The following is a 23,415-nucleotide window of genomic DNA, read 5'->3' as shown; positions in this document are numbered from 1 at the left end:
CCACCGGACGGATGCGGCAGTCATGAAGGGCCTCCTGGAAATCGAGATCAGCGGCCCGGTGGTCATGACGATAGCCGTGGTCATCGGCGTCGGGCTTTTCCTGTTGCTGTTCCTCAGGCCGTCTTCGCGCTGGGTCCTCACTGCAGTGGTTGGCATTGTGGTAACAGCGGCGCTGGGTTGGTTTACGGTCTGGATCGTGGAAGATGTCCTGGACGTCTTCCACGTGGGGCTGACACCTCGCGTGTGGTTCTGGGTGATCACCGGCTTCGCTGCCCTTGGGCTCGCCGTGGTTAGTTTTCGCCACAGTCCCCGGTGGCGGAAGGTGGTGGCGGCGATATCGATTCCTGTGTTCCTCCTGGTCACTGCGCTGGGCGTCAACATGGAGTTCGGGCTCAACAGGACCCTGGGCTCAGCGCTGGGGATCTCCACTGAGGAAGCCATCCAACTGAGCAAACCGGACCCGGACGCTCCCCTCCCTTCCGGACCCCTCTGGCAGAACTGGAAACCGCCAGCCAACATGCCAACAAAGGGTGAGGTGGGAACGCAGGTCATTCCGGCCACCGCCTCGGGTTTCAATGCCCGCCCTGCCGGGATCTACTTGCCGCCTGCTGCCCTGACGGAGAACCCTCCCCGCTTGCCCTTGTTTGTCCTCATGATGGGCCAGCCGGGCCTCCCCGACCCCCAGTACGTTTCGGCCGCGTTGGATGAATTTGCTGCGAAGAACAATGGCCTTGCACCCATCGCGATCGTGGCCGACCAGATCGGACCGGATCAAGACGACACTCTGTGCCTGGACACAGCCAAATACGGAAACGTGGAGAAGTACATCAACGTTGACGTGGTGAACTGGGCCAAAGCAAACCTGAACATCCTCCCGGACCGCGACCATTGGACCATCGCCGGATACTCCAACGGCGGGCAGTGCGCCATCTCGTTTGCGCTCAAATACCCGAAGATGTGGGGCAATGTGGTGGACATCTCCGGTGAGGAGTTTCCCGGGGCGGAGGACCCTGCAGGCAACCTGGCAGAGATCTTTGGTGGCAACCAGGCAGCCTATGACGCACAGAAGCCCATCAACATCATGAAAGGTAAGCAATTTCCGGACACCACTGCCGTTTTCACCGTGGGCTCGGATGACGTGACGTATGTTGCAGCTGCGAAGGCTGTCTCCGCAGCTGCCAAAGCTTCCGGAATGACGGTGACCTATTACGAGGTGCCAAACGGCGGGCATGTAGGCATCGCATTGAACGCCGGCCTGACCAAGGGCTTCGAGGTGCTCTATCCGAGACTCGGTTTGTCCGGCTAGGCAGGGCCTGTTGCCGGCCCGTCCCCGGCGATAAAGTTGAGATGTGCCACATTGGCAAGAGCTGCAGCCGCTTCCGGCACCCTGGCAGCGTCGGGATGAACGCATCCTGCCGCTCTGGTGGGATCGCCTGTGCTCTGTGACCAGTCCCCAGTCCGCGGCGCTCTACGCTGCTGGCCTTTTCACGGATGATCGCCGCCGGCCCATCGCCCAGTGGTACAACCCCGACGTGGACGCCGCGTTGCTGGTTGCCCCGGAGACGTCACCCGAGTGGCCGGTCCAGCGCTTTGGAATCTTCTATGCGCCACCGGGCGGAGGTTTCACCCGCGTTTACTCCGCTCCCCACGAGTGGCATCCTCGTGAACCCCGGACACCCCCGACCGAACAGGAAGCATTCCTGGCAGCCGTGGCCGAAGCCGCACGGTTCCTTCAGGTGGAGATGGATTTCGTGTAAAAAAGTGGACCCCGCACCAGTGTGAAACCGGTGCGGGGTCCTTGCGCTCCTCCGACTGGACTTGAACCAGTAACCCTTCGATTAACAGTCGAATGCTCTGCCAATTGAGCTACGGAGGAATGAAGCGGTTATGACTTTAGCAAAGGTTTTATGCGAATGCGAATCGGGCGGAGATACCCCTTAGGGGTATAAAAATACCCCCGTTCCGAAACTCCGGAACGGGGGTATTGTGCGCTCCTCCGACTGGACTTGAACCAGTAACCCTTCGATTAACAGTCGAATGCTCTGCCAATTGAGCTACGGAGGAATGAAGCGGTTACTAGCTTAACAGGGCCCCGCCGGAAAACGAAATCGAGCGTCCAGAGCGCTTGCGGCGGCCCTCGGCAGGGACTCTCAGGAGTCTGAACGCAGGGCTCGACGCTGCATTTCCAACACCATCAGTTCCCGGTTCAGGCGCTGGAATTCCTCGGGAAATGCAGTTGCATCAAGGCGCTGCAGTTGGCCCATCTTGTCCGCTTTAATGCGCGTGATCTGCAGCTCGAAAAGCCTTGCCAAAATGTCCCGGCAATATCGTTGCATAGCTTCCGGGGTGCTGGCCGGCAAAGGAGTTACTGCCAACTCAGAAACCAAGGGGCGCAGAGGCTCCGGGACTTCCTGCCGGATGTGCTCCACCCATGCCACGGGATCAGCAGCGTGGCCCAGCCCTGTGGCACGCACGGCTGCGTGCACAGCCGCGTAGGCAGGAGTAGCAAAGTGGGACGCCTCAAAGCGCTCCCATGCCCCGTCGCCCAGGACTGAGGGCTCTTGGAGGACCACTTCCAACGCTTGGCGCTCCATGCCTGCCACGGGGTCCCGCGGGTCGGGACGGTTGAAGGCCTGACCGTTCGACGCCTGACCGTTCGACGATACTGCCGCCGTCGTGGATTGCTCCACAGCGCCGGACTGAGCAGCGCCAGATGAAGCAGCGCCGGATGCCGCGCGCTTGGCTGCGGCCCCAACGTAGCGGCTGACTTCCTCAATCGGCATACCCAACCAGCCAGCGAGTTCGCGGATGTAGGCGGGGCGGATGGCGGAGTCGCGGATTTGTGCCACAACGGGCGCCGCTTCCCGAAGCGCCGCGACGCGACCTTCGACCGTGTCCAGGTTGTGCCTGCGGAGCGAGGCCCGAATGGCGAACTCGAAGAGCGGCTTCCTGCTGTCGATGAGTTCACGTACTGCGGCATCGCCCTTGAGTTGACGAAGATCACAGGGATCAGCGCCAGTGGGCTCTACCGCGACGTATGTTTGTGCGACGAATCGTTGGTCTTCCTCGAAGGCGCGGAGGGCGGCCTTCTGGCCGGCGGCGTCCCCGTCGAAGGTGAAGACCACTTCTCCCCCGGTGCCGTCGTCCGAAAGCAGGCGGCGGGCGATCTTGATGTGTTCGGTGCCGAACGCCGTGCCGCAGGTGGCGACCGCCGTCGTGACTCCTGCCAGGTGACAGGCCATGACGTCGGTGTACCCCTCAACCACCACCAGCTGCCGGTCCTTGGCGATGTTGCGCTTGGCGATGTCGATCCCATAGAGGACCTGGGACTTTTTGTAGAGAGTGGTTTCAGGAGTGTTCAGGTACTTTGGACCCTGATCGTCCTCGTAGAGCTTCCGGGCTCCGAAGCCGATGGTGTCCCCGGCAATGTCCCGGATAGGCCAAATGAGCCTGCCACGGAAGCGATCATAGATGCCCCGGTTTCCTTCGGAAAACATGCCCGTAAGTTTGAGTTCGGCATCCGTGAACCCACGGCCGCGCAGGTGCTTGAGGAGCGAGTCCCAGCCCTGCGGCGCATAGCCCACGCCGAAGTGCTCGGCGGCCGCGCGGTCAAAGCCCCTGCCGTCGAGGAAGTTGCGGCCCTCGGCGGCTCCGGGCGTCAGCAGTTGGGCACGGAAAAACTCGTCGGCGATCTTATGGGCATCCAGGAGGCGCTGGCGCTTGCCCACTTCCTCACGGTTCGGACCGGTGCCGCCGTCCTCGTAACGCAGCTCGTAGCCGATCCTGGCGGCCAGCTTTTCCACTGCCTCGTGGAAGGAACTGTGGTCCATTTTCTGGACGAAGGAGATGGCATCCCCGTCTTCGCCGCAGCCGAAGCAGTGATATCTGCCCACTTGGGGGCGGACAGTGAAGGATGGTGAGCGTTCGTCATGGAAGGGGCACAGGCCCTTGAAGCTGCCCAAGCCAGCACTCTTCAGGGTGACGTAACCGTCAACGACTTCCTTGATATCCGTGCGCTGGCGTACTTCGTCGATATCTTCACGTTTGATGAGGCCAGCCACGTGACCATCCTAGCCGCTTGCCCCAAGAAGCCCCGCCGTTAACGGACCGACGGAAGCGTTACCAGAGCGACGGCAGGCTCCCCACCAGGCGCTCGTACATGGCCAGCGCTGAACCATCCGTCAGCGATGCAACTTGGTCAATTACTACCCGCAGCCGCGCACCGTCGTCGGCAGCGTCACGCCAGTCAGCGGCGAACATCGGTTCGAGGTGGCGGTCGCCTGTGGCGTTCAGCACGCCCACCAGGGCGTGCAGGACTTCGCGCTGGCGTTCATAAACGGGCTGGCGGTGGTCCGTGGAAATGACGAACGTGGTGGCCAGGCCCTTCAGGACCGCGATTTCGGTCACTGTGTCCTCCGGGACCATCAGCTCGGCGCCATAGCGGGTCAGGTTGGAGGGGCCAAAATGGTCCCTGGTGGTTTCCATGGCGCTTTGGCAGAACCGTCCGATGAGCTGGCTGGTCATATCCTTCAGCGCCGCCATGGACTTTCGGCTGCCATCGGCCTCACGGACCCACACCGTGGTGGCCTCAAGCCGGGCAAGGGCAGCATCAATGTCAGCAGGATCGTTGTGTGGGAGGTACCACTGCTTGGTGTAGCCCACGACGCGGGCGCGGTGGTCCGGATTTTCCATCCACTTCAATTGGAAGTGGCCGGCAACAATTGCGTCCTCGACGTCATGGACCGAATAGGAAATATCGTCCGCGAGGTCCATCACCTGGGCCTCAATGCAGGAGCGGTTGCCCGGAGCGCCCTCACGCAGCCATTCGAACACGGGAAGATCGTCCTCATACGCACCAAACTTGCTGGTGCGGTGGCCATGGATGACGGGGGCGTCGACGGCGGACCACGGGTACTTGGACGCAGCATCAAGGCTGGCGCGGGTCAGGTTGAGCCCGGCGGGCCTGCCGTCCTCAGCAAGGACTTTCGGTTCCAGGCGCGTTAACAACCTCAACGTCTGCGCGTTGCCTTCGAAGCCACCAATGGTGTGTGCCACCTCATTCAGGGCAGATTCACCGTTGTGGCCAAAAGGTGGGTGACCGAGGTCATGGCTAAGGCATGCGGTATCCACAACGTCCGGATCGCAGCCCAGCGAACGGCCAAGTTCACGGCCTACCTGCGCAACCTCCAGGCTGTGCGTCAGACGGGTGCGAACGAAATCGTCCGTATCCGGAGCAACAACCTGGGTTTTTGCGCCCAGCCGTCGCAGGGCCGAGGAATGCAGGACCCGTGCGCGGTCGCGTTCAAAATCGGAACGGTACGTGGTCTTTCGCGACTCTTCCACCCACCGAGCAGAATCCGCTTCGGTGTAGCCCGGAATTGCCAGCACGTAGTCGTGTGGCGTTCCGGTGCGGCCCAGCATCGCTTCGGTTCCCATGGGTATCTGCCTCCTTCAAGCGCCGTTGTAGTGGTGCCTCTTGAGCCAGTCTTACACGTGTGAAGCTAGCCGCCTGACACGTCCAGCTCTGCTGCGGAGATTTCGGCACTCTGTTCCGCGTTCAGCTGACGGCTCACGAGCCAATCCTTGGGCAGCGCCGGCTTTTTCGGTGATCCGGCACGGCCGCGCGGACCCTCGGAATCGATGCCTGGATACGGCAAATCCATGTCAAGCTCTTCGAGGAGTCCGCGCAGGACCTCAAGGGTTGGAACCGTGGCCAGCTTGGCGCGAAGTTCCCCGCCCACCACGTATCCCTTGAAGTACCAAGCCATGTGCTTTCGGATTTCCCGCAACGCCTTGTACTCGTCGTTGCCGAAGGTTTCCACCATGAGCTCTGCATGCCGGTACACGCCTTCGGCGACCTCCCGCAGGCCCGGACGGTGGCGCTGGTCGCTGCCTTCGAACGCCGCCTGCAGATCACCGAACAGCCACGGACGGCCCTGGCAACCACGGCCTACCACTACGCCATCCACGCCGGTTTCCCGGACCATGCGGACAGCGTCCTCGGCGGACCAGATATCACCATTTCCCAGCACCGGAATGTCAGGCAGCGCCTCACGAAGGCGGGCGATGGCGGACCAGTCAGCTTGGCCGGAATAGAACTGGGCGGCGGTGCGGCCGTGAAGGGCGACGGCGGCCACTCCGGCATCGCGGGCGATCCGACCGGCGTCGAGGTACGTCAGGTGGTCCTCATCGATTCCCTTGCGCATTTTGATGGTGAGCGGGATGCCACCCTTGGAAGCTTCCTTAACCGCGGTCTGCACGATCGACGTGAAGAGATCAATCTTCCAAGGCAGCGCGGAACCGCCACCGCGGCGGGTGACCTTGGGCACAGGGCAGCCGAAGTTAAGATCGATGTGGTCTGCGCGGTCTTCCTCGACGAGCATGCGGACTGCCGCGCCCACCGTCACGGGGTCAACGCCGTAGAGCTGCACGGAACGCACTTTCTCATCCTCGTCGTGCGAGATGATGCGCAATGATTCCGGAGTCCGTTCCACCAGCGCGCGCGAGGTCACCATCTCGGCCACATACAGGCCACCACCGTATTCACGGCAGAGCCTGCGGAAGGCTGAATTGGTGATGCCCGCCATGGGGGCAAGGATCACGGGAGTGTCCACGGTGATCCCACCGAGCTGCAAAGGCGGAAGCTCAAGCTTTGGGGCAGGGGGCGTTGCTACTACAGTCACCCATCCATTGTCGCAAATCAGGGCAAATCGGCTCTCGGGCGACTATTCGGCACAGCACGTTCCCGCGTCTGTTCCGTAATTCCCTACAGGAGCCAACCGTTATCGGCAGCGATTCGTACCGCCTCGGCTCGTGTCCTTCCGCCGGTCTTGGCCATCGCCGCGGAGAGGTAGTTCCGCACCGTCCCTTCGGAAAGGATCGTTGTCCTGGCAATGTCCGCAACAGTTCCACCGGCAGCGGCAGCCCTCAACACTTCCGTCTCACGCTCCGTCAGGGGGGTGTCGCCGGACGTCAGCGATTCCGCAGCGAGTGCCGGATCCACCACTCGAAGCCCCCGGTGAACACGGCGCACCGCATCGGCCAGTTGTCGAGCCGGGGTATCTTTGACGACAAACCCCGATGCTCCGGCCTGCATGGCGCGTTTTAGGTAGCCAGGCCGCCCAAAGGTGGTAACCATCAGTACCCGGCACGAAGGCGCCGCCCGGCGTACGGCAGCTGCTGCGCTGATTCCATCCAGGCCCGGCATCTCGACATCCAGCATCGCGACGTCCGCGGAATGCTCCACCACAGCAGCGGCGACGCCCGTGCCATCGCCCAATTCTGCAACCACCTCAATGTCTGGCTCCAACCCCAGCAATGCCACCAAAGCCCCACGCACCAGTGCCTGATCGTCAGCGATCACCAATCGGATACTCATACGTCAACTGCCAATCTGAACCCTCCAAGGTCACTGGTGCCGATGCTGGCGCTTCCGCCTGCCATGGCCGCCCTCTCCCGTATTCCGGCCAGTCCGCTGCCGGGGCGTGCTTCGGGACCCGGCCCCACGCCGTCGTCCTCCACCAGGACGCCGGACGCTGTCAGCAGGACGCGGCAACGCGCGGCGCCGGAATGCCGCACAACGTTGGTGATGCCTTCCCTCAATACCCAGCCGAAGAGCTCGCGATGCCGGGCAGGAACTTGCTCAACTGTCCCGGGCAACTCGGCCTCGATCCCTGCCGATTCCAGCGCGCTCCTGGCAGCTGCGAGTTCGGCGAGGACATTGACGCCGCGATAACCGGCGACAGTGGCCCTCACATCCCCGAGGGCGCCGCGGGCAAGGTCCTGCACGTCGCTGATTTCCGCCGCTGCCCTGTCCAAGGACGGCCCAGCGGCTCCTTCCATCAACCGGCCGGCCAATTCAGCCTTGACGGCGATCACCGTCAGTGAGTGTCCCAGGATGTCATGCATGTCGCGTGCAACCCGGCTCCGCTCGGCGGCAACGGCCGCATCCGCCAGTTCGCTTTGTGCCGCACGCAACCGGGACGTCTGCCGGATCATCCGTGCAAAGGAAGACATCATGAGGCCCAGCGACAAGATGAGTGCCGGCTGGGAAAAGGCCTGCTCCGGTGTGTCTGTGGACAGCCCGGTAGCCAAGGAGACTGCCGCAAGCGCCACGATCAGGGCGAAGTCAACGCGCGGTGGCAACACTGTCATGGCAATCGCACAGGCGAGGAACGGCCACGTCCAGAGTGCCTCCCGGCCGACCAGGAAAATCACCAGCCCGTTCAAGGCGAAGAGAATGCCGACGCACACCAGGCCTGTCCGGCTGCCGCGGCGCCGGCTGTACATCGGCAGAACGGCGTAGGCGGCGAAGAAGGCAATCAATGACGTGGAGGCTGCCAGCTTCCAGGGAAGCGGCTCGTTGACGGACCACACCAGGTTCCACGTGGGCCAAGCCCAGAGAAGAATGGATAAGCCTGCGCCTGCAAACCATCTTCTGGGTCCAGGCCCACGGAACATGCCACCGGTCTTCTCGGAGCTCATGACCCCCACCCTAGTCAAAGTGGACCGGATCAGACGCGCTTGGTGTCGCGACGAAATGCGAGCGCAGCTCCGCCAACGAAGATCGCGAGCCAGATGACCACATTTACGATCCACATTGCATCGAAGTCGCCAGTGATCGGACTCCTGGCCAATTGCCCGATCCCATATGCGGGCGTGAACTTGGCAATAGCACCAAAGGTGTCGCCCATGATCTCAATCGGCATGAAGAGGCCGCCAAGCATGGCCAGGATGGCCAGCGCCGGGCCAAGGATCTGCATGACATTCTGGCTTGGCATGAGATACCCCACGAACAAGCCCAGCGCTGCGAAAACCAACGAACCCAGCCAGGCAACCAATCCAGCTGTCACCCATGTCTGGAGGTCCATGGTGACCCCGGCCAAAGCGCCGATGACGAATTGGGCGATCACAGCGACGAGCGACAACGTCAGGGCTGCCGCAGCCTTGACAGCAATATAGGCACCTGGAAGAAGCGGAGTGAGCCGGAGCTGCCTGCTCCACCCTTGTGCACGCTCCACTGCCACTTGGCTGCCGGCTCCGGTGGCGGCAGTCATGGCTGCGTACACGGTCAGGCTGATCAGGATGTACTGACCATAGCTGTGGCCGTTGGGCAACTGCTGGTTCTTGTTGGACAGGCCGAAGATGAAGAAGAAGATCGCGGGCATGACGACTGTGAAGACGACTGTCCTGCGGTTGCGGAGCATCCGCTTGATCTCGATCCACAGGAACGTCCGGTTGATACCGCCCGCGGAGGGCTTGCGGTCCTGCATTGCTGTTGCCGTACTCATGCCCGGTCTCCTTCGAGTGCGGGTTCAGTGGTTTCTGATTCTGTTCCATCCCCTGTGAGCGCCACGAAGGCCTCCTCAAGGTTGTTGGCCACGACTTCCAGATCGTGTGCTGCAGTGCTGTTCAGCAGGTAGCGGACTACCGCGTCCGAGTCCCCCGTGCGTACGGTGAGCCTTCCGCCGTCGTAGTCAACGGTGTCCGCTGGTGGGAGTCCCGCCAGAAGATGCCGGTCAGCGGCTGGCAAGGAAGCCTTGACAGTGCGGCCGGAGGCAAGGTTCTTGATCTGGGCCGCCGTGCCATCGGCAACTACGGTGCCTTGACGGACCAAGACGATCCGATCCGCGTAAGCGTCCGCTTCCTCAAGGTAGTGGGTGGCGAAGATTACGGTGCGGCCCCGCGAGGCGTCCGCCCTGATAGCGGCCCAAAAATCGCGGCGGCCAGCGACGTCCATGCCCGTGGTCGGTTCGTCCAGGATCAGCAGTCCGGGATCCGACACCAGGGCCATGGCAAACCGCAGGCGCTGCTGCTGGCCGCCCGAGCATTTCTCCACCTTGCGGTTGGCGATATCCAGGATGCCGGCACGAGTCAGCGCCTCCTCCACAGGTCGGGAGGAGTCAAACATTGCTGCGGTTAACTGCACGGTTTCCCGAACAGTGATGTCCCGAAGCAATCCGCCGGTCTGCATGACGGCGGCCACTTGCCCTCGGGCGATGGCGCCGCGGGGCGAGTGGCCGAAAATCGAAACCTCACCTTGGTCGGGGGTGCTAAGACCGAGGATCATGTCGATGGTGGTGGTCTTGCCTGCACCATTGGGCCCCAGGAATGCCACCACTTCCCCTTGTTGCACGGTCAGATCCAAGCCACGGACGGCACGGACCTCCCCGAAGCTCTTGTGCAGTCCGACGGCGTGGACTGCCGGCACTCCCGTGATTCCCATTGTTCTCCCTGATTGGCGGTCTTGTTCCACCATCCATTCAAGCCGGGATTGCCCACCTGCACCCGTGGAGGGTGTCACCGATCAGGGATGACAAATGTCATTGCACCGGGCGTGAGACGGAGCCGCCCGCACCGGCTTCGTCTCCGCGGCGCTCCGCCTCACGCTGGGCACGGCGACTCCCCGGACGGGCAGGCTTGCCGACCGCGCGGGAGGACCCGCCGTCGTCGGGCCTTTCCATTCGGCCAGAACCCACGACGGCGGCCGCGGCAGCGAGGGTACCAGTATCGTCCACGTCGTCCGGATTCACGGACAGAGCCGGCGCCGGGGTGGCACCCTTCACGCCTGTGGCCTTGACCACCAGGACGGCAATCAGCGTGGTAACCGGGATGGCGAGCACCAGGCCGATGGAGCCCACCAGTGTGCGGATGACTTCTTCGGACAACTCCGCACTGGTCAAGGCCTCTGCAAGTGGGCGGTCGTAAAGCATCACGATGATGAGGATCGGGAGGGCGGCGCCAGCGTAGGCGAAGGCAATCGTGTAAACAGTGGAGGCGATGTGGTCCCGGCCAATCCGCATTGCCGACGAAAACAGCTTGCGGGCACTGGTGTTCGGGGCCAGTTCGTAAAGTTCCCACACGGCAGCGGATTGGGTAATGGTGACGTCGTTGAGGACGCCGAGGCCTGAGATGATCAGGCCGCACAAGATGATGCCGGAGATTGAAATCTTGTCCGACATATTAATCAGCGTGGCAGCGTTATGGTCACCGACGCCCGCAAGGTTGGCAGCATCGGTGGCCCACGCCGCCAAGAGCGCTGTAATGCCCAACCCGAAGATGGTTCCGAGCAGTGCCGTGGACGTCCTCGCCGAGAATCCGTGGGCGAAGTACAGGACCCCGATCATGATCACCGTGGAGCCCACCAAAGCCAGCATGAGGGGCGGCTTCCCCTCCACAAGTCCCGGCAGGATGAAGCCGACCAGCACGGCATAAGCGCCAACCAAACCAAGGAGCGCCCGGAAGCCGCGCCAGCGCGCCACAGCGATCACTACCACCGCATAGAGCACGGCCAGCAGGGCAATGGGCAGGGTCCGCACGAAATCCACAAAAACGTACGACGGCGAGCCGTTGCCTTGCGATGCGCCCTGGACACCGGAGAGATTCAGATAGCGGATCGAGTCCCCCACATCCACCCCGTGGGACTTGGCGACGTCGGGGTTGATCACTACCTTGACTGGTTCCCCGCCCTTGTCCGGCTGGGTGAAGGCAAAGGTGCAATCGGATCCGCCGGGCTGGCCTGCACCGGGTTGGCCCGCACCGGGTTGGCCCGTTTGACCGGTATCTGTTTGTCCCTGCGTGGATTGTCCGGTTTGGGTGCAGCTTTCCTGCACCACGCTCTGGATCTTTCCGGTGTCAAAGGTCACTCCCGGGGCAGCCTGGTACGGACTCGCGAAGGAGATTCCGTCCCGGCTGCCTGAGGGCCACATCACCATCATGGCGATAACAGTGAGCACACCAAGCGGAACCAGCACGGCAGCCAGGAGCCAGTTGGCGCGCTTCCGGGATGCAATTGCCTGCGGGGTTGGCTCGGAACTTTCAGAATGACCGTGACCGTGGGAGTGTCCGTGACCCATCAGCTGCAAAACCTCATGGCTTCAAGCCTAGCCGGGCCACATGCAAACCCTTCCCTCAGGCGGGTTTGATGTTCTGGTTCACATGGAAAAGGTTGCCGGGATCGTACTTGCTCTTGACCTCCACCAGACGATCCCAGTTGGGGCCATAATTGTCAGTGACCCGGTTCTGGTCTTCGGTGTCCATGAAGTTGATGTACCCGCCCAGCGCCGAGTGCGGTGCAAGGGCCGCCGCATAGCCTCGCGCCCAGGCGATGTTGGCTTCGTTGTCCGTAGGTTCCATCCATTGCGCGGCAATGACCGGCGCGAACTTCATGTCCCGGTGCGCAAAAGCTGTGTCGTGGACACCCACGCGTGAGACGGCGCCGTCGATCGGGTAAACGTGCACGGCCGTATTGACGCTGGTGACCGTCGCGCCGTGTTCAGCGTGAGCTTGGATGGCGCCATCACTGAGCTCGGGGAGGAAGTTCGCTTTCCAGTAGCCCTGCATTCCTTTCTGGTTCAGGGCGTCGAAAGCCACGTTCAGGGCTGGGTAAGGCATAGGAGCTACCAGCGAGCCGGCAACAGGAGCGGCGTCCAGGAAGGGCTGCCACCGTGCTTCGCCTTCTCCCATGTCCCCTGTCCACATCCCCACCACCACACAGACAGGCTTGCCGTGCCACTCTTCGGGAAGGAACGGGACTGGCGGGCCTTGGTGGAAGCCCAGAAAGGCGCCAAACTCTTCCGGCGCGTTCGCGATGTAATCACGGTAGAACCGGGCAACGGTGTCCGTATGTTCTGCGCTGTAGAGAATGACTCCGGCATGGACCATATCAACGGGATGGAGTTTGAACTCGAACGAGGTCACCACGCCAAAGTTGCCGCCACCACCCCGGAGCGCCCAGAACAGGTCCTCGTTTTGGTCTTCGCTGGCCACCAGGAACTTTCCATCCGCCGTGACCACATCGGCGGAAATGAGGTTGTCACAGGAGAGACCGTACTTGCGGGCCAGATAACCTATGCCGCCTCCCAGGGTAAGTCCGGCCACTCCCGTGGAACCGACGATCCCGCCAGTGGTCGCCAGTCCGAAGGCGTGGGTTGCGTGGTTGAAGTCAGCCCATGTGGTTCCACCTTCGGCCCGCGCAGTGGCGGTCTCCGGGTCCACCCGGACCCCCGTTCGGTTGACGAAGTCCAGCACCAGGGCGTCATCCGCTGTTCCAAATCCAGGGGCACTGTGTCCGCCGCCCCGAATGGCCAGAGGCATGGAATTCTCCCGTGCGAAGTTCACCCCCGCGATCACATCCGCTACCTGGGCCACCCGGACGATTCCCGCCGGACGTTTGTCGACCATGGCGTTAAAGACTGCCCGTGCCGAATCATATTCAGGGTCTTCAGGAGTGATGAGCTGTCCACGCAGCTGATCCCGCAGCCCGTCCAAGGCCGTACCGTTCATTTGTTGTTACCGCCGATTCAGAGGAGACCGGAGCTGGTCCACAGACGCCGCTTCCCTCCGAGTGTGCCGGCGCGTGGCTTACGTCGCCTTCCTACTCCTGCGCCATGGCCGCGTCAAGGCTTTTCCACCATGAATGCGGCTGAGCTTAAAGCCAGAATCCCGCCCTGCCCATCGGCAATGGGCAAAGCGGGATCCGGACGTGCGAAATACGTGGTCAGTCGCTCACGATCAGGGTGTCAGCACCGCGAACGTGGGCCTTGCCCGAGTCCAGCAAGGGAGCCAGGACACCGCGCAGGGCCGTCATCGATTCGTCCACTTCCAACAGCACCGGGTGCTGGTAGGCGATGAGCGCCAGCAGGTCCCGAACAGCAGCCTCTGCGTCGTCGACGGACAGCTTCGGATCGTGACCCAGGAAGACATCCGAGGGTTCTTCGGAGTTGCCCTGGGCGTAGCTGATGGCGAAGGCCTGGATCTTGCCTTTTCGGCTGGCCGGCACTCCCCCACCAAAGGCGCTTGCCTTCGGTGCACGCAGCACGATGGCCCCATGCGCCCCCGTGAGATCGTGCAGGAAGAGCCGCTGCACCGTGGCAATGCTGAGCTCACCCGGGCTGTCCCAGTGATGGACGGCCGAGTAGTAGCTGCCCACCACTTCGCTGAGTTCCACGGATCCGGTGGCGAGGTCCTCCACGCGCTCAGACGCAGCTTCCTCGGAACCATCGCCGAACCGCGGGAGCTTCAGCGGCTCGGGCTCCACCACCACCAACTGGGAACGCTGGATGGGTCCAAGACCGGCCGCCTCTGCGAAAGCGGCGCCCGGCGTGCCCGGCTCCACTTTGCTTCGGAGCTTGGAAACGCCCGACGGCGAGTTCCCGGCTTCGCGGCGCAGCATGGTCAGCAGGGTGGCCCCAACGCCGTTCCGGCGATGGTCCTTGGCAACCTCGATGTAAGCCCAGAGACGTTCCGGGTGCAGCGAAGCTTCGTGAACTACGCCTGCGGCGACGGGGATGCGAACGCCGTCAACGACGTCCTCGGCGACGATGCAGCGGCGCCAAGGCTCGTTGCTCGAAGGCGCCAAAGCAGCACGGAACTGTTCTGCGGGCAGCGTCTCAGGGCCGCCCCAAATTTCCAGGAGGGCGAGGTCGTCGCCTTCCTTCCACTCGCGGTATTCCAAAGCCACAGTTAGGCGCCGATCAGTCGTGCTGCCAGGTAAGCCTCAACCTTGTCCAGCGACACGCGCTCCTGGCTCATGGTGTCGCGCTCACGGATGGTCACGGCCTGGTCTTCGAGGGTATCGAAGTCCACGGTGATGCAGAACGGAGTACCGATCTCATCCTGGCGACGGTAGCGGCGGCCGATGGCGCCGGCGTCGTCGAAGTCGATGTTCCAGTTCTTGCGCAGCTGGGTGCCCAGCGCCTTTGCCATCGGGGACAGGTCCTCGTTGCGGCTCAGCGGCAGGACAGCTGCCTTGACCGGGGCAAGCCGCGGATCCAGCTTCAGGACGGTACGGACGTCGACGCCGCCCTTGGCGTTGGGTGCCTCGTCTTCGGTGTAGGCGTCAATCAGGAAGGCCATGAAGGAGCGGGTCAAACCGGCAGCGGGCTCGATCACGTACGGGGTGTAGCGCTCGTTGGTGGCCTGGTTGAAGTAGCTCAGGTCCGTACCGGAGGCCTTGGCGTGCGTGGAGAGGTCGAAGTCCGTGCGGTTCGCGATGCCCTCGAGCTCGCCCCACTCGGAGCCTTGGAAACCGAAGCGGTACTCGATGTCCGTGGTGCCCTTGGAGTAGTGGCTCAGCTTCTCAAGCGGGTGCTCGAAGAACCGGAGGTTTTCTTCCCGGATGCCCAGGCTGGTGTACCAGGACATGCGTTCCTTCATCCAGTATTGGTGCCATTCCTCATCGGTGCCGGGCTCGACGAAGAATTCCATCTCCATCTGTTCGAACTCACGGGTACGGAAGATGAAGTTGCCCGGTGTGATTTCGTTGCGGAAGGACTTGCCGATCTGGCCAATGCCGAACGGCGGCTTCTTCCGGGACGTCGTGAGGACGTTGTTGAAGTTCACGAAGATGCCCTGGGCCGTTTCCGGGCGCAGGTAGTGCATGCCTTCATCGTTGGCCACCGGGCCAAGGAAGGTCTTCAGGAGGCCGGAGAATTCCTGCGGTTCGGTCCACTGGCCACGGGTGCCACAGTTGGCGCAGGCAATGTCCTTCAGGCCGTTTTCGGCGGGACGGCCCTTCTTTTCCTCGTACTCTTCCTCGAGGTGGTCAGCACGGTAGCGCTTGTGGCAGGACAGGCATTCCACCAGGGGGTCCGAGAAGACCTCAACGTGGCCGGAGGCTTCCCAGACCTGGCGGGGAAGGATGACCGAGGAGTCCAGGCCTACGACGTCTTCGCGGCCGCGGACCATGCTCTGCCACCACTGGCGCTTGATGTTTTCCTTCAGTTCCGCACCAAGGGGTCCGTAATCCCACGCCGAACGGGAGCCACCATAGATTTCACCGGCCTGGAAGACAAAGCCCCTCCGCTTGGAGAGGGAAATGACCTGGTCAAGGACGGATTTTGCTGCCATGGGTACTCCATTTGTTCTACAGGGCCGCTGGGTGCGGTCCGCGGTGGTTGCCCCGGATTCCGGACGAGGTTGTCCGGCGGGGTGGGCTGGGGAATTGGTGCGGATAATAACTGTGCAGAAAGCTGCGTGTCCTAGCCTACCGGCCTTTGCCCGGGACCTTTCGTACGAATGCTCCCCGGGGCCAGGGCAACGTGGCCACGATGATCGCGGCGAGCGTCAGCACCGTACCCAACACCGTGGGCAAGGCGACCACCGCGCCGGGACTGGGGATCACGACGTCGAGTACTAAGGAACCCACCAACTGGCCGGCAATCATGCCCAGACCGGTGACCAGCACGCCAAGGCTTCGGACCAAAAGCGCTGCAAGCCCAATGAAAAGGCAGCCCATGGGGCCGCCCAGGTAGAACCACCATTCACCCGGAAGCGGGTTGCCCGCGCCTGCCACGGAAAGCTTGATAAGCCAAGCGATCCAGAGAATGACGGCACCGGCAATGAAGTTGACCAACGTGGCGGCCACAGGCGTCCCGTAGTGAACAGTGGCGGTTCCGTTCATGGCTTGCTGGAAACTCATGAGGAAGCCCGCCGCCAGAGGCAGCAGGACGGGCAACACCAGCGAGGCGATATCGGTATTGCCCCCGAACCGAGGGGACACAGCCCAGGCAACGGCGGCGACCGTCAGCACACTGCCCAGGATCCGCACTCCGGTAATGGACCGTTTGCCGCCGGGACCGATGCCCATGCGGTCCACGAGGAGTCCGCTGAGGGTCTGTCCCGTAACCGCAGCAACGGTGAACAAGGCCACACCCAACAGGCCGATGGTGAAGGACTGGGCAAAGACGAAGAGAGCGCCGATCCCGCCGGCCATGACGTAGAAGCGGGGAAAGCTCCGGTTGCGGACTGCCGGGACGATGCGCCGAAGGCCTGCCCTGCCTTTGGGCGTGGCAACGGAAATGGCAGCGATGAGCACGAGGCCTGTGGTGAAGCTCACCACGGCGGCAGCGATGCCATCGTTCAACCGGGCTCCGAGCGCCCCGTTGATCCTTCCTTGAAGCGGAATGACCAAGCCAGTTGCTACTGCAACAGGGAGGCCAATGGCGAGCGGAAGGGTTGAACGGAGAGAAGGCTGCGGCACTGACCCCACACTACTTCAGGCATCATTGCTGTATGAGCAACCCGGAAATCGAAGAGATCCCCATCCGCGACGACATGATCCGCCTCGGCCAGCTGCTGAAGCTCGCCAACCTCGTGGAGGACGGCGTTGAAGCTACGGAGCTCATCAAGAACGGCTTGGTCAAGGTCAACGACGAAATCGACGACCGCCGCGGCCGCCAACTCCACGCCGGAGATACCGTTACCGTCAACGGCCAGACCGTCCGGATCACCACCGCCTGAAGCAACGCGGGGTCACTTATGGCCCATTGTGAGGCTTCCAAGGGGCCATATGTGACCCCGCGTTGCTTTTCTACGCGGTGGAGAGCACCTTGTGGGTCAGGAATTCGCCCACGTGGCCGATCTCCTGCTGGTTGATGCCATGCCACATGCCGGTGTAGAGCACCTTGGTGAGGTCCACATGGTTGCGCACCCATCCCATGGTGTACTCGATCTTGTCCGGAGTAATAACGGGGTCCTGCTGGTCGCGGCCCCAGAACATCGGCAAGGTGCCGTCCAGTTCCGCATCGCGGAAGGCAGGGTCATCGCCAGCGTCCACCACAAAACCTGAAAGCCCGACGACGGCAGCGAAGTCCGCGGGACGGTAGCGGAGCATGGTGGTCGCCATTGCCATGCCCATGGAGAAGCCAAGCAGTGTCACCGAAGAATGATTGGCTTTGACCGTGTCCAACCATTCAAGGGCATACTCAGCGGCAAGCTTTACTGCTTCCAGGGAGTACTCAATTGATGCGGTGAGCGGGAACCACGTGAAGCCGGGGCCCATGGGCATTGGCGCCCGCAAGGAAGCCACCACAAATCCCTCGGGCAGCAGGCCGGCAAGGCTGAAGAGATCGTCCTCATTGGAGCCGTAGCCGTGCAACAGCAGCAGAAGCGGTTTGCCCTCCCGCTCAGCTTCGTCATGGGACCACAGGACAACGGGCGCGGGGAATGCAACGGCTTCAGTCATGGGTCTATTCTTGCAGTTACCGATCGGTAACAACCTACGGTGGCGTAGGTTTGCAGGTTCAAGGCAGGATGGAAAGCGTGAGTGACGTCAATTCATTGGTGAAGCCGGGCGACCCGGTCCAAACTCACCCTTGGAGCCGTTACGTGGCACTGGGGGATTCGTTCACGGAAGGCATCGGCGATCCCGAGCCGCAGAATCCCGGCGGCTTCCGCGGGTGGGCTGACCGTGTAGCGGAAGAACTGGGCCGCGGCCACGAAGATTTTGCCTACGCCAACCTTGCCATCCGTGGGCGGTTACTGCAGCAGATCGTGGATGAACAAGTTGGTCCTTGCTTGGAACTCCAGCCGGACCTCGTCTCGATTTCGGCAGGCGGCAACGACCTCATCCGGCCCGGCGGCGACCCGGACCTTTTGGCGGAGAAGCTGGATGCTGCCGTTCAGGAACTGGCCTCCAGTGGTGCCACCGTGGTGTTGTTCAACGGACCGGACACCGCGTCCTCCGTTTTGGGCCGCATCCGTGGCAAGGTGGCCATCTACAACGAAAACCTCAGGACAGTGGCTGCACGGCACGACGCCATCATCGCCGATATGTGGTCCCTGAGGCAGTTGGCCGATCCCCGGATGTGGGACGAAGACCGCCTGCACTTCTCACCGCTGGGACACCACACCATCGCGATGATGGTCCTGGAAGCGCTGAACGTCCAGCACACCCTCGAACCCCTGGTGCCTAAGCCCCTGCCGGTTCGCACCTGGCGTGAGGCCCGTTCCTCGGATCTGGTGTGGGCCCGCGAGTACTTTGTTCCCTGGGTTATCCGCAGGTTGCGGCATCGATCCTCCGGCGATGGCATTACCCCAAAGCGCCCGACGGCGGGACCGGTCTTCGGTCCTAACGGCACCATGCTGCCGCGAGGCTAAGGTGAGGGGCGCTAAGGTGAGGGTCGCTAAGGTGAGGGTCGCTAAGGTGATGGGCACTTGCAGGACTGACGCGCGGAAAGAGCTCCGCGATGCACGCTGACATTTCACTGACGCCAGAAAATGTTGTGGATTTCAGGCTTCGGCGACAACAGTTGCGGGCTCCCTACGGTGAAAGCATTGATAACGTGCTGCGAAACCTCCTTGCCGTGCAGTCGCAGGAATTTCCCTATGCAAGGTGGAGCCTCGCCCAGCGAACGCCGGGTACCACTGCCGATGAGGTGGAGCAGGCGGTGGCTGACGGCAGGATCCTCCGGACACATATCCTGCGGCCAACGTGGCATTTTGTGCATCGTGAGGACCTCGGCTGGTTGATGGGGTTATCTGCGGATCGCCTTCATCAAGGCAACAAAGGCATGTACAGGCAGACCGGACTTGATGAGCACGCCGCTGCCAGGAGCGGAGACATCCTTGCCGAAGCCGTGGCCGGTGGAGCCCACAAAACCCGCGAAGAATTAGCCGCGGTACTGGAACAGGCGGGTTTCCCCGGGAAAGGACTTGGCCTCGTTTACCACCTCATGCACGCAGAGATCAGCAAAATCTTGGTGAGCGGTGCGCCGGTCCGTTCTGCAGGAGGTGCACTGAAACAGACATACGCCTTGTTCCAGGAACGTGTGTCCGCCACGGGCAACGTGCCCTTGATTGGGGACGACCGCGAATGGGCTTTGGGTCAGCTGGCGCTGCGATACTTCACCAGCCGGGGGCCTGCCACCATCAAGGACTGTGCCGCCTGGTCCGGACTGACCATGAAGGATGTGCGGCTTGGCTTGCAGGTAGCTGAAGAGTCCCTTCCGGGCGCCTTGGCAACTGTGGCGATTGACGGCCTGGACTTCTGCTTGCCAGCAGAAGACGTCGAACCCATTTCAGCGACTCAGCCAGCTGACGATGGGCCGCGGCTCCCCCGGGTCGATCTCATCCAGTGCTACGACGAGTACGTGATGGGCTATTCCCAGTCGAGGCACTACCTCGGCGGAAGGGCTCCCTATTTCCCGGAGGGCGATGCTCCCATTCACGTCGTGTTGCTGGAGGGCAGGCTGTCCGGATGGTGGCGCCACGGCTTCTCCGGTGGGATCTGCGAACTCGACGTCAGAGTAAATCGACCCTTCACAACAGCGGAACAACAAGCGTTGGAGGCCGAGGCGGAACGCTACGGAAGGTTCCTGGGCATGAAGGCAAAGCTGGTGTGAAAGTGCGGGACTAAGCTGGGTTAAGACCTAGGAGGCCTGCACCGTGAACAATCTGATCTTCTGGATCATCGTCTGCTCGTGGCTGATTCCCATGGGGATCCGCCTTTACAACAGGTCCCGGGCGCGGCGGCTCCAGGACCGTAATTTCCAAGACCGCAACTTCCCCGGCCAGAACTACCCGCCCCAGAACTACCCTGGCCCCGGCTATCCCCCTCAGAATCTTCCGGGACCGGGTTACCCGCAGCAGAACTACCCTGCCCAGAACTACCCGGGCTATCCGGGCGAGCCAATCCACGTCCGCCCTGCCGATGCACCGCCGCCGGCAGGACCGCCGTCGAACGCTTCTTCACCTACGTTTCCCAGCAACAGCGGCTCTGAGCAGCAAGGCTTCCGCGCACGCAAGCTGGCCGAGCTGGACCTCAAGTTCAGCAACGGCGAAATCGCCATGGAGGACTACATGAAGCAGCGCGGCGAGATCATGAACGGCTGAGCCGGCTTACGCGAAGAAGGCCTCGCGCAGTTGGGCTGACAGTTGCCCGATTTCGGTGAGGAAGCCATCGTGCCCGATGGGAGCCTCGATCACGTGGACGGGCACATTGCCTGGCAGGTTTTGTGCCAGTTCCAATGACTGGGCCGGGAAATAGAGGCGGTCGGAGTCGACGGCAGCCACAAAGAATTCAGCAGTGGCGCCGGCCAAGGCTTCCTGCAAGGTGCCGCGGCCCCGGGTGATGTCGTGGGACATGAGTGCCTCAGTGATGGCAATGTAGCTGTTCGCATCGAACCGGCGCACCAGCTTGCTGCCTTGGTGGTCGAGGTAGCTTTCCACCTGGTAGCGGCCGCGCTCCCCCAGGACCGGGGCGGCCAGGGGCGTCTCCTGGTGCTGGGCTTCCCGCCCGAAGCGGAAATCAAGCTCCAGTGCTGATCGGTACGTGATGTGGGCTATCCGGCGGGCCAGGGCAAGGCCCGCCTCAGGAGTTGGTCCACCGTAGTAATCGCCGTTCTTGAAGTTCGGGTCCTGGCGGATGGCGAGTGTCTGGGACTGGGCGAAAGCGATTTGCTCGGCTGTGCTGTAGGCCCCGACGGAAATAACTGCGCACCGCTGGACACGCTCAGGGAAGGTCACAGCCCACTCAAGTGCCCGCGCCCCACCCATGGAACCGCCAAGGACGGCGTGCCATGACTTGATCCCCAACGCATCCGCGAGACGGGCTTCAGCCACCGTGCTGTCGCGCAAAGTGATCAGGGGGAACCGGGATCCCCAAGGCCGTCCGTCCGGCGCCTCCGACGACGGGCCTGTGCTGCCGTAACAGCCGCCCACAATGTTGATGGAAATAACGAAGAACCGGTTGGTGTCGATCGTCGCGCCGGGGCCAACGAGTTGTTCCCACCAACCTTCCTCATCAGTGGCGCCGCGGGCCACGTGGGTGCTTCCCGTCAGTGCGTGCTGAACGAGGACAGCATTGGACGCATCCGCGTTCAACTGCCCCCAGGTTTCGTAGGCCAACACAACATCCGGGAGAAAGCCGCCGGCTTCAAGTTCCAGCGAACCTACGCCGGCGTACTTGACCGTCCCGTCTTCTTTGCCCGGTTTTGGGGGTGCTGTAGCAGTAATGGTCATTCCTTTGACACCTAACCTCGCGCTTGCCTGCCGCCTTGCGTGCGACAGGCCAGGTCTTCACCCGGGGCACCCCACCGCGGAGGAGGGTTGCCGGCCAGCAAGCCGGGGCTGTCACTGGCACTCATGACCTAATACGTAGAGTCTAGGAAAAATACCGCTGTTTTGGCGAAGAATGTGACAGCTGTGTGACGGTTTGGGGTCCCTTCGTTCAGGAACACGCAGCGAGAAGGGCCGCCCGGCGAATTTTCGTCGGCGGGCGGCCGCCCCGCTAAGCGCCCTTGGCAGCCCGGAAACCAGCCTCCAAGTCAGCAATGATGTCGTCCACGTGCTCGATTCCCACCGACAGGCGGACAAGGCCGGGATACACGCCCGCAACCAGTTGCTGTTCGACCGTGAGCTGGCTGTGGGTAGTCGACGCCGGGTGGATAACCAGCGAGCGGACGTCACCGATGTTGGCAACATGGGAGTGCAGCTCCAGGCCATCGACGAATCGCTTGCCGGCCTCGACGCCACCCTTGATGTTGAACGCCACCACCGCGCCGGTACCCCTCGGCCCGTACTTCCGGCCGCGGTCATACCAAGGGCTGGACGGCAGACCCGCGAAGGCAACCGATTCGACGTCGTCGTGGGCTTCCAGCCATTCAGCCACTTTGGTGGCGTTCGAGACGTGACGCTCGACGCGGAGGCTCAGGGTTTCCAGCCCTTGGGCGATGAGGAAGGCGTTGAACGGGGAAACGGCCGAACCCAGATCGCGCAGCAACTGCACGCGTGCCTTGAGAATGTAGGAGAGGTTGGCTCCGAGCGCGCCGTCCTTGCCAAGGTCCCGGGCGTAAACGAGTCCGTTGTAGCTGGGGTCCGGAGTATTGAATCCAGGGAAGCGTTCCGGGTCCTTGCCGAAATCAAAGTTTCCGGAGTCCACGATCACGCCGGCGATCGCCGCACCGTGGCCGCCCAGATACTTGGTTGCCGAGTGCACCACAATGTCCGCACCCCATTCGATGGGACGGATGAGGTACGGGGTGGATAGCGTGTTATCCACGATCAGCGGCACGCCAGCTTCATGCGCGGTGCGTGAAATCCCTTCGATGTCCAGCACGTCCTGGCGCGGATTGGACACCACCTCGCCGAAGAACAGTTTGGTGTTGGGCTGCACGGCGTCGCGCCACTGGTCCAGGTTGTCGGGGTCCTCCACGAACGTCACGGAGATACCGAACTTCTTCAGCGTGTGGGCCAGGAGGTTATAGGTGCCACCGTAAAGGCTGGGGCTGGCGACGACATGGTCGCCGGCCTCGGCAATGTTCAGGATGGCGAAGGTTTCCGCGGCCTGTCCAGAACTGAGGAGCAATGCGCCCAGTCCACCTTCGAGGCTGGCGATCCGCTGCTCAACGGCATCCTGTGTCGGGTTGCCGATACGGGTGTAGATCGGGGCGAGCTCGGCCAAGGCAAAGCGGTTGGCTGCGCTCTCTGCGCTGGGGAAAACGAAGGACGTGGTCTGGTAGATCGGAAGCGACCTCGCTCCCGTGGCAGAGTCAGGCTCCTGCCCTGCGTGGATCTGGCGGGTTTCGAAAGACCATCCTTGGGACATTGAATTCTCCTCTTAGTGGCGCGCGGGTTTGCCGTTGATCGCTGTAGGCGTGGGCTGGGGCCAGTCTAGGAAGCGCCCGGGTACTTGGA

Annotated in this window: 21 protein-coding genes, 2 tRNA genes and 1 riboswitch; of the genes, 6 read left to right on the top strand and 17 right to left on the bottom strand. The window is 62.5% G+C overall.

Translation table 11 applies throughout. From position 1 onward, the window contains the following. Window positions 1-22: 22 nt before the first annotated feature. Together VUN82_07670 and VUN82_07665 are read left to right on the top strand one after the other, a co-directional pair. Entirely contained in the window at window positions 23-1,306 is a 1,284-nt protein-coding gene (locus VUN82_07670; GenBank protein XAS73703.1) for an alpha/beta hydrolase-fold protein, read from the top strand. Between the two features lie 43 nt (window positions 1,307-1,349). After that, window positions 1,350-1,757, top strand: a complete 408-nt coding sequence (locus VUN82_07665; protein ID XAS73702.1) for a hypothetical protein — start codon at window positions 1,350-1,352, stop codon at window positions 1,755-1,757. 46 nt (window positions 1,758-1,803) lie between these two features. Here VUN82_07665 and VUN82_07660 read toward each other — a convergent pair. From VUN82_07660 to VUN82_07595, 14 genes are all read right to left on the bottom strand, one after another. Beyond that, a tRNA-Asn gene (locus VUN82_07660) sits at window positions 1,804-1,876 on the bottom strand. A gap of 115 nt (window positions 1,877-1,991) precedes the next feature. Then, window positions 1,992-2,064: transfer RNA gene (locus tag VUN82_07655), tRNA-Asn, on the bottom strand. Between the two features lie 86 nt (window positions 2,065-2,150). After that, window positions 2,151-4,061, bottom strand: coding sequence for a DNA primase (gene dnaG, locus VUN82_07650; GenBank protein XAS73701.1), 1,911 nt, complete (start codon window positions 4,059-4,061; stop codon window positions 2,151-2,153). 58 nt (window positions 4,062-4,119) lie between these two features. After that, on the bottom strand, window positions 4,120-5,436 hold the full coding sequence (locus VUN82_07645; GenBank protein ID XAS73700.1) for a deoxyguanosinetriphosphate triphosphohydrolase: 1,317 nt from the start codon (window positions 5,434-5,436) through the stop codon (window positions 4,120-4,122). Window positions 5,437-5,501: 65 nt separating this feature from the next. Continuing rightward, entirely contained in the window at window positions 5,502-6,683 is a 1,182-nt protein-coding gene (gene dusB, locus VUN82_07640) for a tRNA dihydrouridine synthase DusB (GenBank protein ID XAS73699.1), read from the bottom strand. An 83-nt stretch (window positions 6,684-6,766) separates the two neighbouring features. Then, window positions 6,767-7,378 carry a response regulator transcription factor gene (locus VUN82_07635; GenBank protein ID XAS73698.1) on the bottom strand — a complete coding sequence of 204 codons (612 nt, stop codon included), beginning with the start codon at window positions 7,376-7,378 and terminating at the stop codon, window positions 6,767-6,769. After that, entirely contained in the window at window positions 7,375-8,484 is a 1,110-nt protein-coding gene (locus tag VUN82_07630) for a histidine kinase (GenBank protein XAS73697.1), read from the bottom strand. The genes VUN82_07635 and VUN82_07630 overlap by 4 nt, the downstream gene beginning before the upstream one ends. Before the next feature lie 29 nt (window positions 8,485-8,513). Continuing rightward, on the bottom strand, window positions 8,514-9,290 hold the full coding sequence (locus VUN82_07625; GenBank protein XAS73696.1) for an ABC transporter permease: 777 nt from the start codon (window positions 9,288-9,290) through the stop codon (window positions 8,514-8,516). Then, a complete protein-coding gene (locus VUN82_07620) occupies window positions 9,287-10,225 on the bottom strand; it encodes an ABC transporter ATP-binding protein (GenBank protein XAS73695.1) in 939 nt (312 codons plus the stop codon). Before VUN82_07620 ends, VUN82_07625 begins: the two co-directional genes overlap by 4 nt. 97 nt (window positions 10,226-10,322) lie before the next feature. Then, the gene (locus VUN82_07615; protein XAS73694.1) at window positions 10,323-11,855 is read right to left on the bottom strand and encodes a YibE/F family protein; all 1,533 of its coding nucleotides are present in this window, start codon (window positions 11,853-11,855) and stop codon (window positions 10,323-10,325) included. Between the two features lie 55 nt (window positions 11,856-11,910). Then, on the bottom strand, window positions 11,911-13,284 hold the full coding sequence (locus tag VUN82_07610; GenBank protein ID XAS73693.1) for an FAD-binding oxidoreductase: 1,374 nt from the start codon (window positions 13,282-13,284) through the stop codon (window positions 11,911-11,913). A 214-nt stretch (window positions 13,285-13,498) separates the two neighbouring features. Continuing rightward, entirely contained in the window at window positions 13,499-14,461 is a 963-nt protein-coding gene (locus VUN82_07605) for a GNAT family N-acetyltransferase (protein XAS73692.1), read from the bottom strand. A 2-nt stretch (window positions 14,462-14,463) separates the two neighbouring features. Continuing rightward, complete coding sequence (locus VUN82_07600; protein ID XAS73691.1) at window positions 14,464-15,849, bottom strand: glycine--tRNA ligase; 1,386 nt, start codon at window positions 15,847-15,849, stop codon at window positions 14,464-14,466. A gap of 136 nt (window positions 15,850-15,985) precedes the next feature. After that, window positions 15,986-16,990, bottom strand: a complete 1,005-nt coding sequence (locus VUN82_07595) for a DMT family transporter (GenBank protein XAS73690.1) — start codon at window positions 16,988-16,990, stop codon at window positions 15,986-15,988. A 23-nt stretch (window positions 16,991-17,013) separates the two neighbouring features. Between VUN82_07595 and VUN82_07590 the strand changes: the two genes are divergently transcribed. Then, the gene (locus tag VUN82_07590; protein XAS73689.1) at window positions 17,014-17,241 is read left to right on the top strand and encodes an RNA-binding S4 domain-containing protein; all 228 of its coding nucleotides are present in this window, start codon (window positions 17,014-17,016) and stop codon (window positions 17,239-17,241) included. Between the two features lie 70 nt (window positions 17,242-17,311). Here the strand turns inward: VUN82_07590 and VUN82_07585 are convergent, their stop codons facing one another. Beyond that, the gene (locus VUN82_07585) at window positions 17,312-17,965 is read right to left on the bottom strand and encodes a phospholipase (protein XAS73688.1); all 654 of its coding nucleotides are present in this window, start codon (window positions 17,963-17,965) and stop codon (window positions 17,312-17,314) included. A 68-nt stretch (window positions 17,966-18,033) separates the two neighbouring features. Between VUN82_07585 and VUN82_07580 the strand changes: the two genes are divergently transcribed. The 3 genes from VUN82_07580 (at window position 18,034) to VUN82_07570 (ending at window position 20,613) form a co-directional block, all read left to right on the top strand. Further along, a complete protein-coding gene (locus VUN82_07580; protein XAS73687.1) occupies window positions 18,034-18,879 on the top strand; it encodes an SGNH/GDSL hydrolase family protein in 846 nt (281 codons plus the stop codon). 89 nt (window positions 18,880-18,968) lie between these two features. Further along, the gene (locus VUN82_07575) at window positions 18,969-20,123 is read left to right on the top strand and encodes a winged helix DNA-binding domain-containing protein (GenBank protein XAS73686.1); all 1,155 of its coding nucleotides are present in this window, start codon (window positions 18,969-18,971) and stop codon (window positions 20,121-20,123) included. Window positions 20,124-20,166: 43 nt separating this feature from the next. Continuing rightward, window positions 20,167-20,613 (top strand): hypothetical protein, encoded by a 447-nt coding sequence (locus tag VUN82_07570; GenBank protein XAS73685.1) that lies wholly within the window; start codon window positions 20,167-20,169, stop codon window positions 20,611-20,613. 6 nt (window positions 20,614-20,619) lie between these two features. Here the strand turns inward: VUN82_07570 and VUN82_07565 are convergent, their stop codons facing one another. Both VUN82_07565 and VUN82_07560 read right to left on the bottom strand, forming a co-directional pair. Continuing rightward, window positions 20,620-21,741 carry a homoserine O-acetyltransferase gene (locus VUN82_07565; GenBank protein ID XAS73684.1) on the bottom strand — a complete coding sequence of 374 codons (1,122 nt, stop codon included), beginning with the start codon at window positions 21,739-21,741 and terminating at the stop codon, window positions 20,620-20,622. Window positions 21,742-21,755: 14 nt separating this feature from the next. Continuing rightward, window positions 21,756-21,870, bottom strand: a riboswitch (SAM riboswitch). Window positions 21,871-22,009: 139 nt separating this feature from the next. Next, window positions 22,010-23,326, bottom strand: a complete 1,317-nt coding sequence (locus VUN82_07560; protein XAS73683.1) for a bifunctional o-acetylhomoserine/o-acetylserine sulfhydrylase — start codon at window positions 23,324-23,326, stop codon at window positions 22,010-22,012. Between the last annotated feature and the right edge of the window lie 89 nt (window positions 23,327-23,415).

It is taken from the genome of Micrococcaceae bacterium Sec5.1, from assembly GCA_039636795.1.
GTDB lineage: Bacteria > Actinomycetota > Actinomycetes > Actinomycetales > Micrococcaceae > Arthrobacter.
The sequence above is the reverse complement of the archived record's forward strand: the minus strand, read 5'-3'. Positions and strand labels throughout refer to the sequence as shown.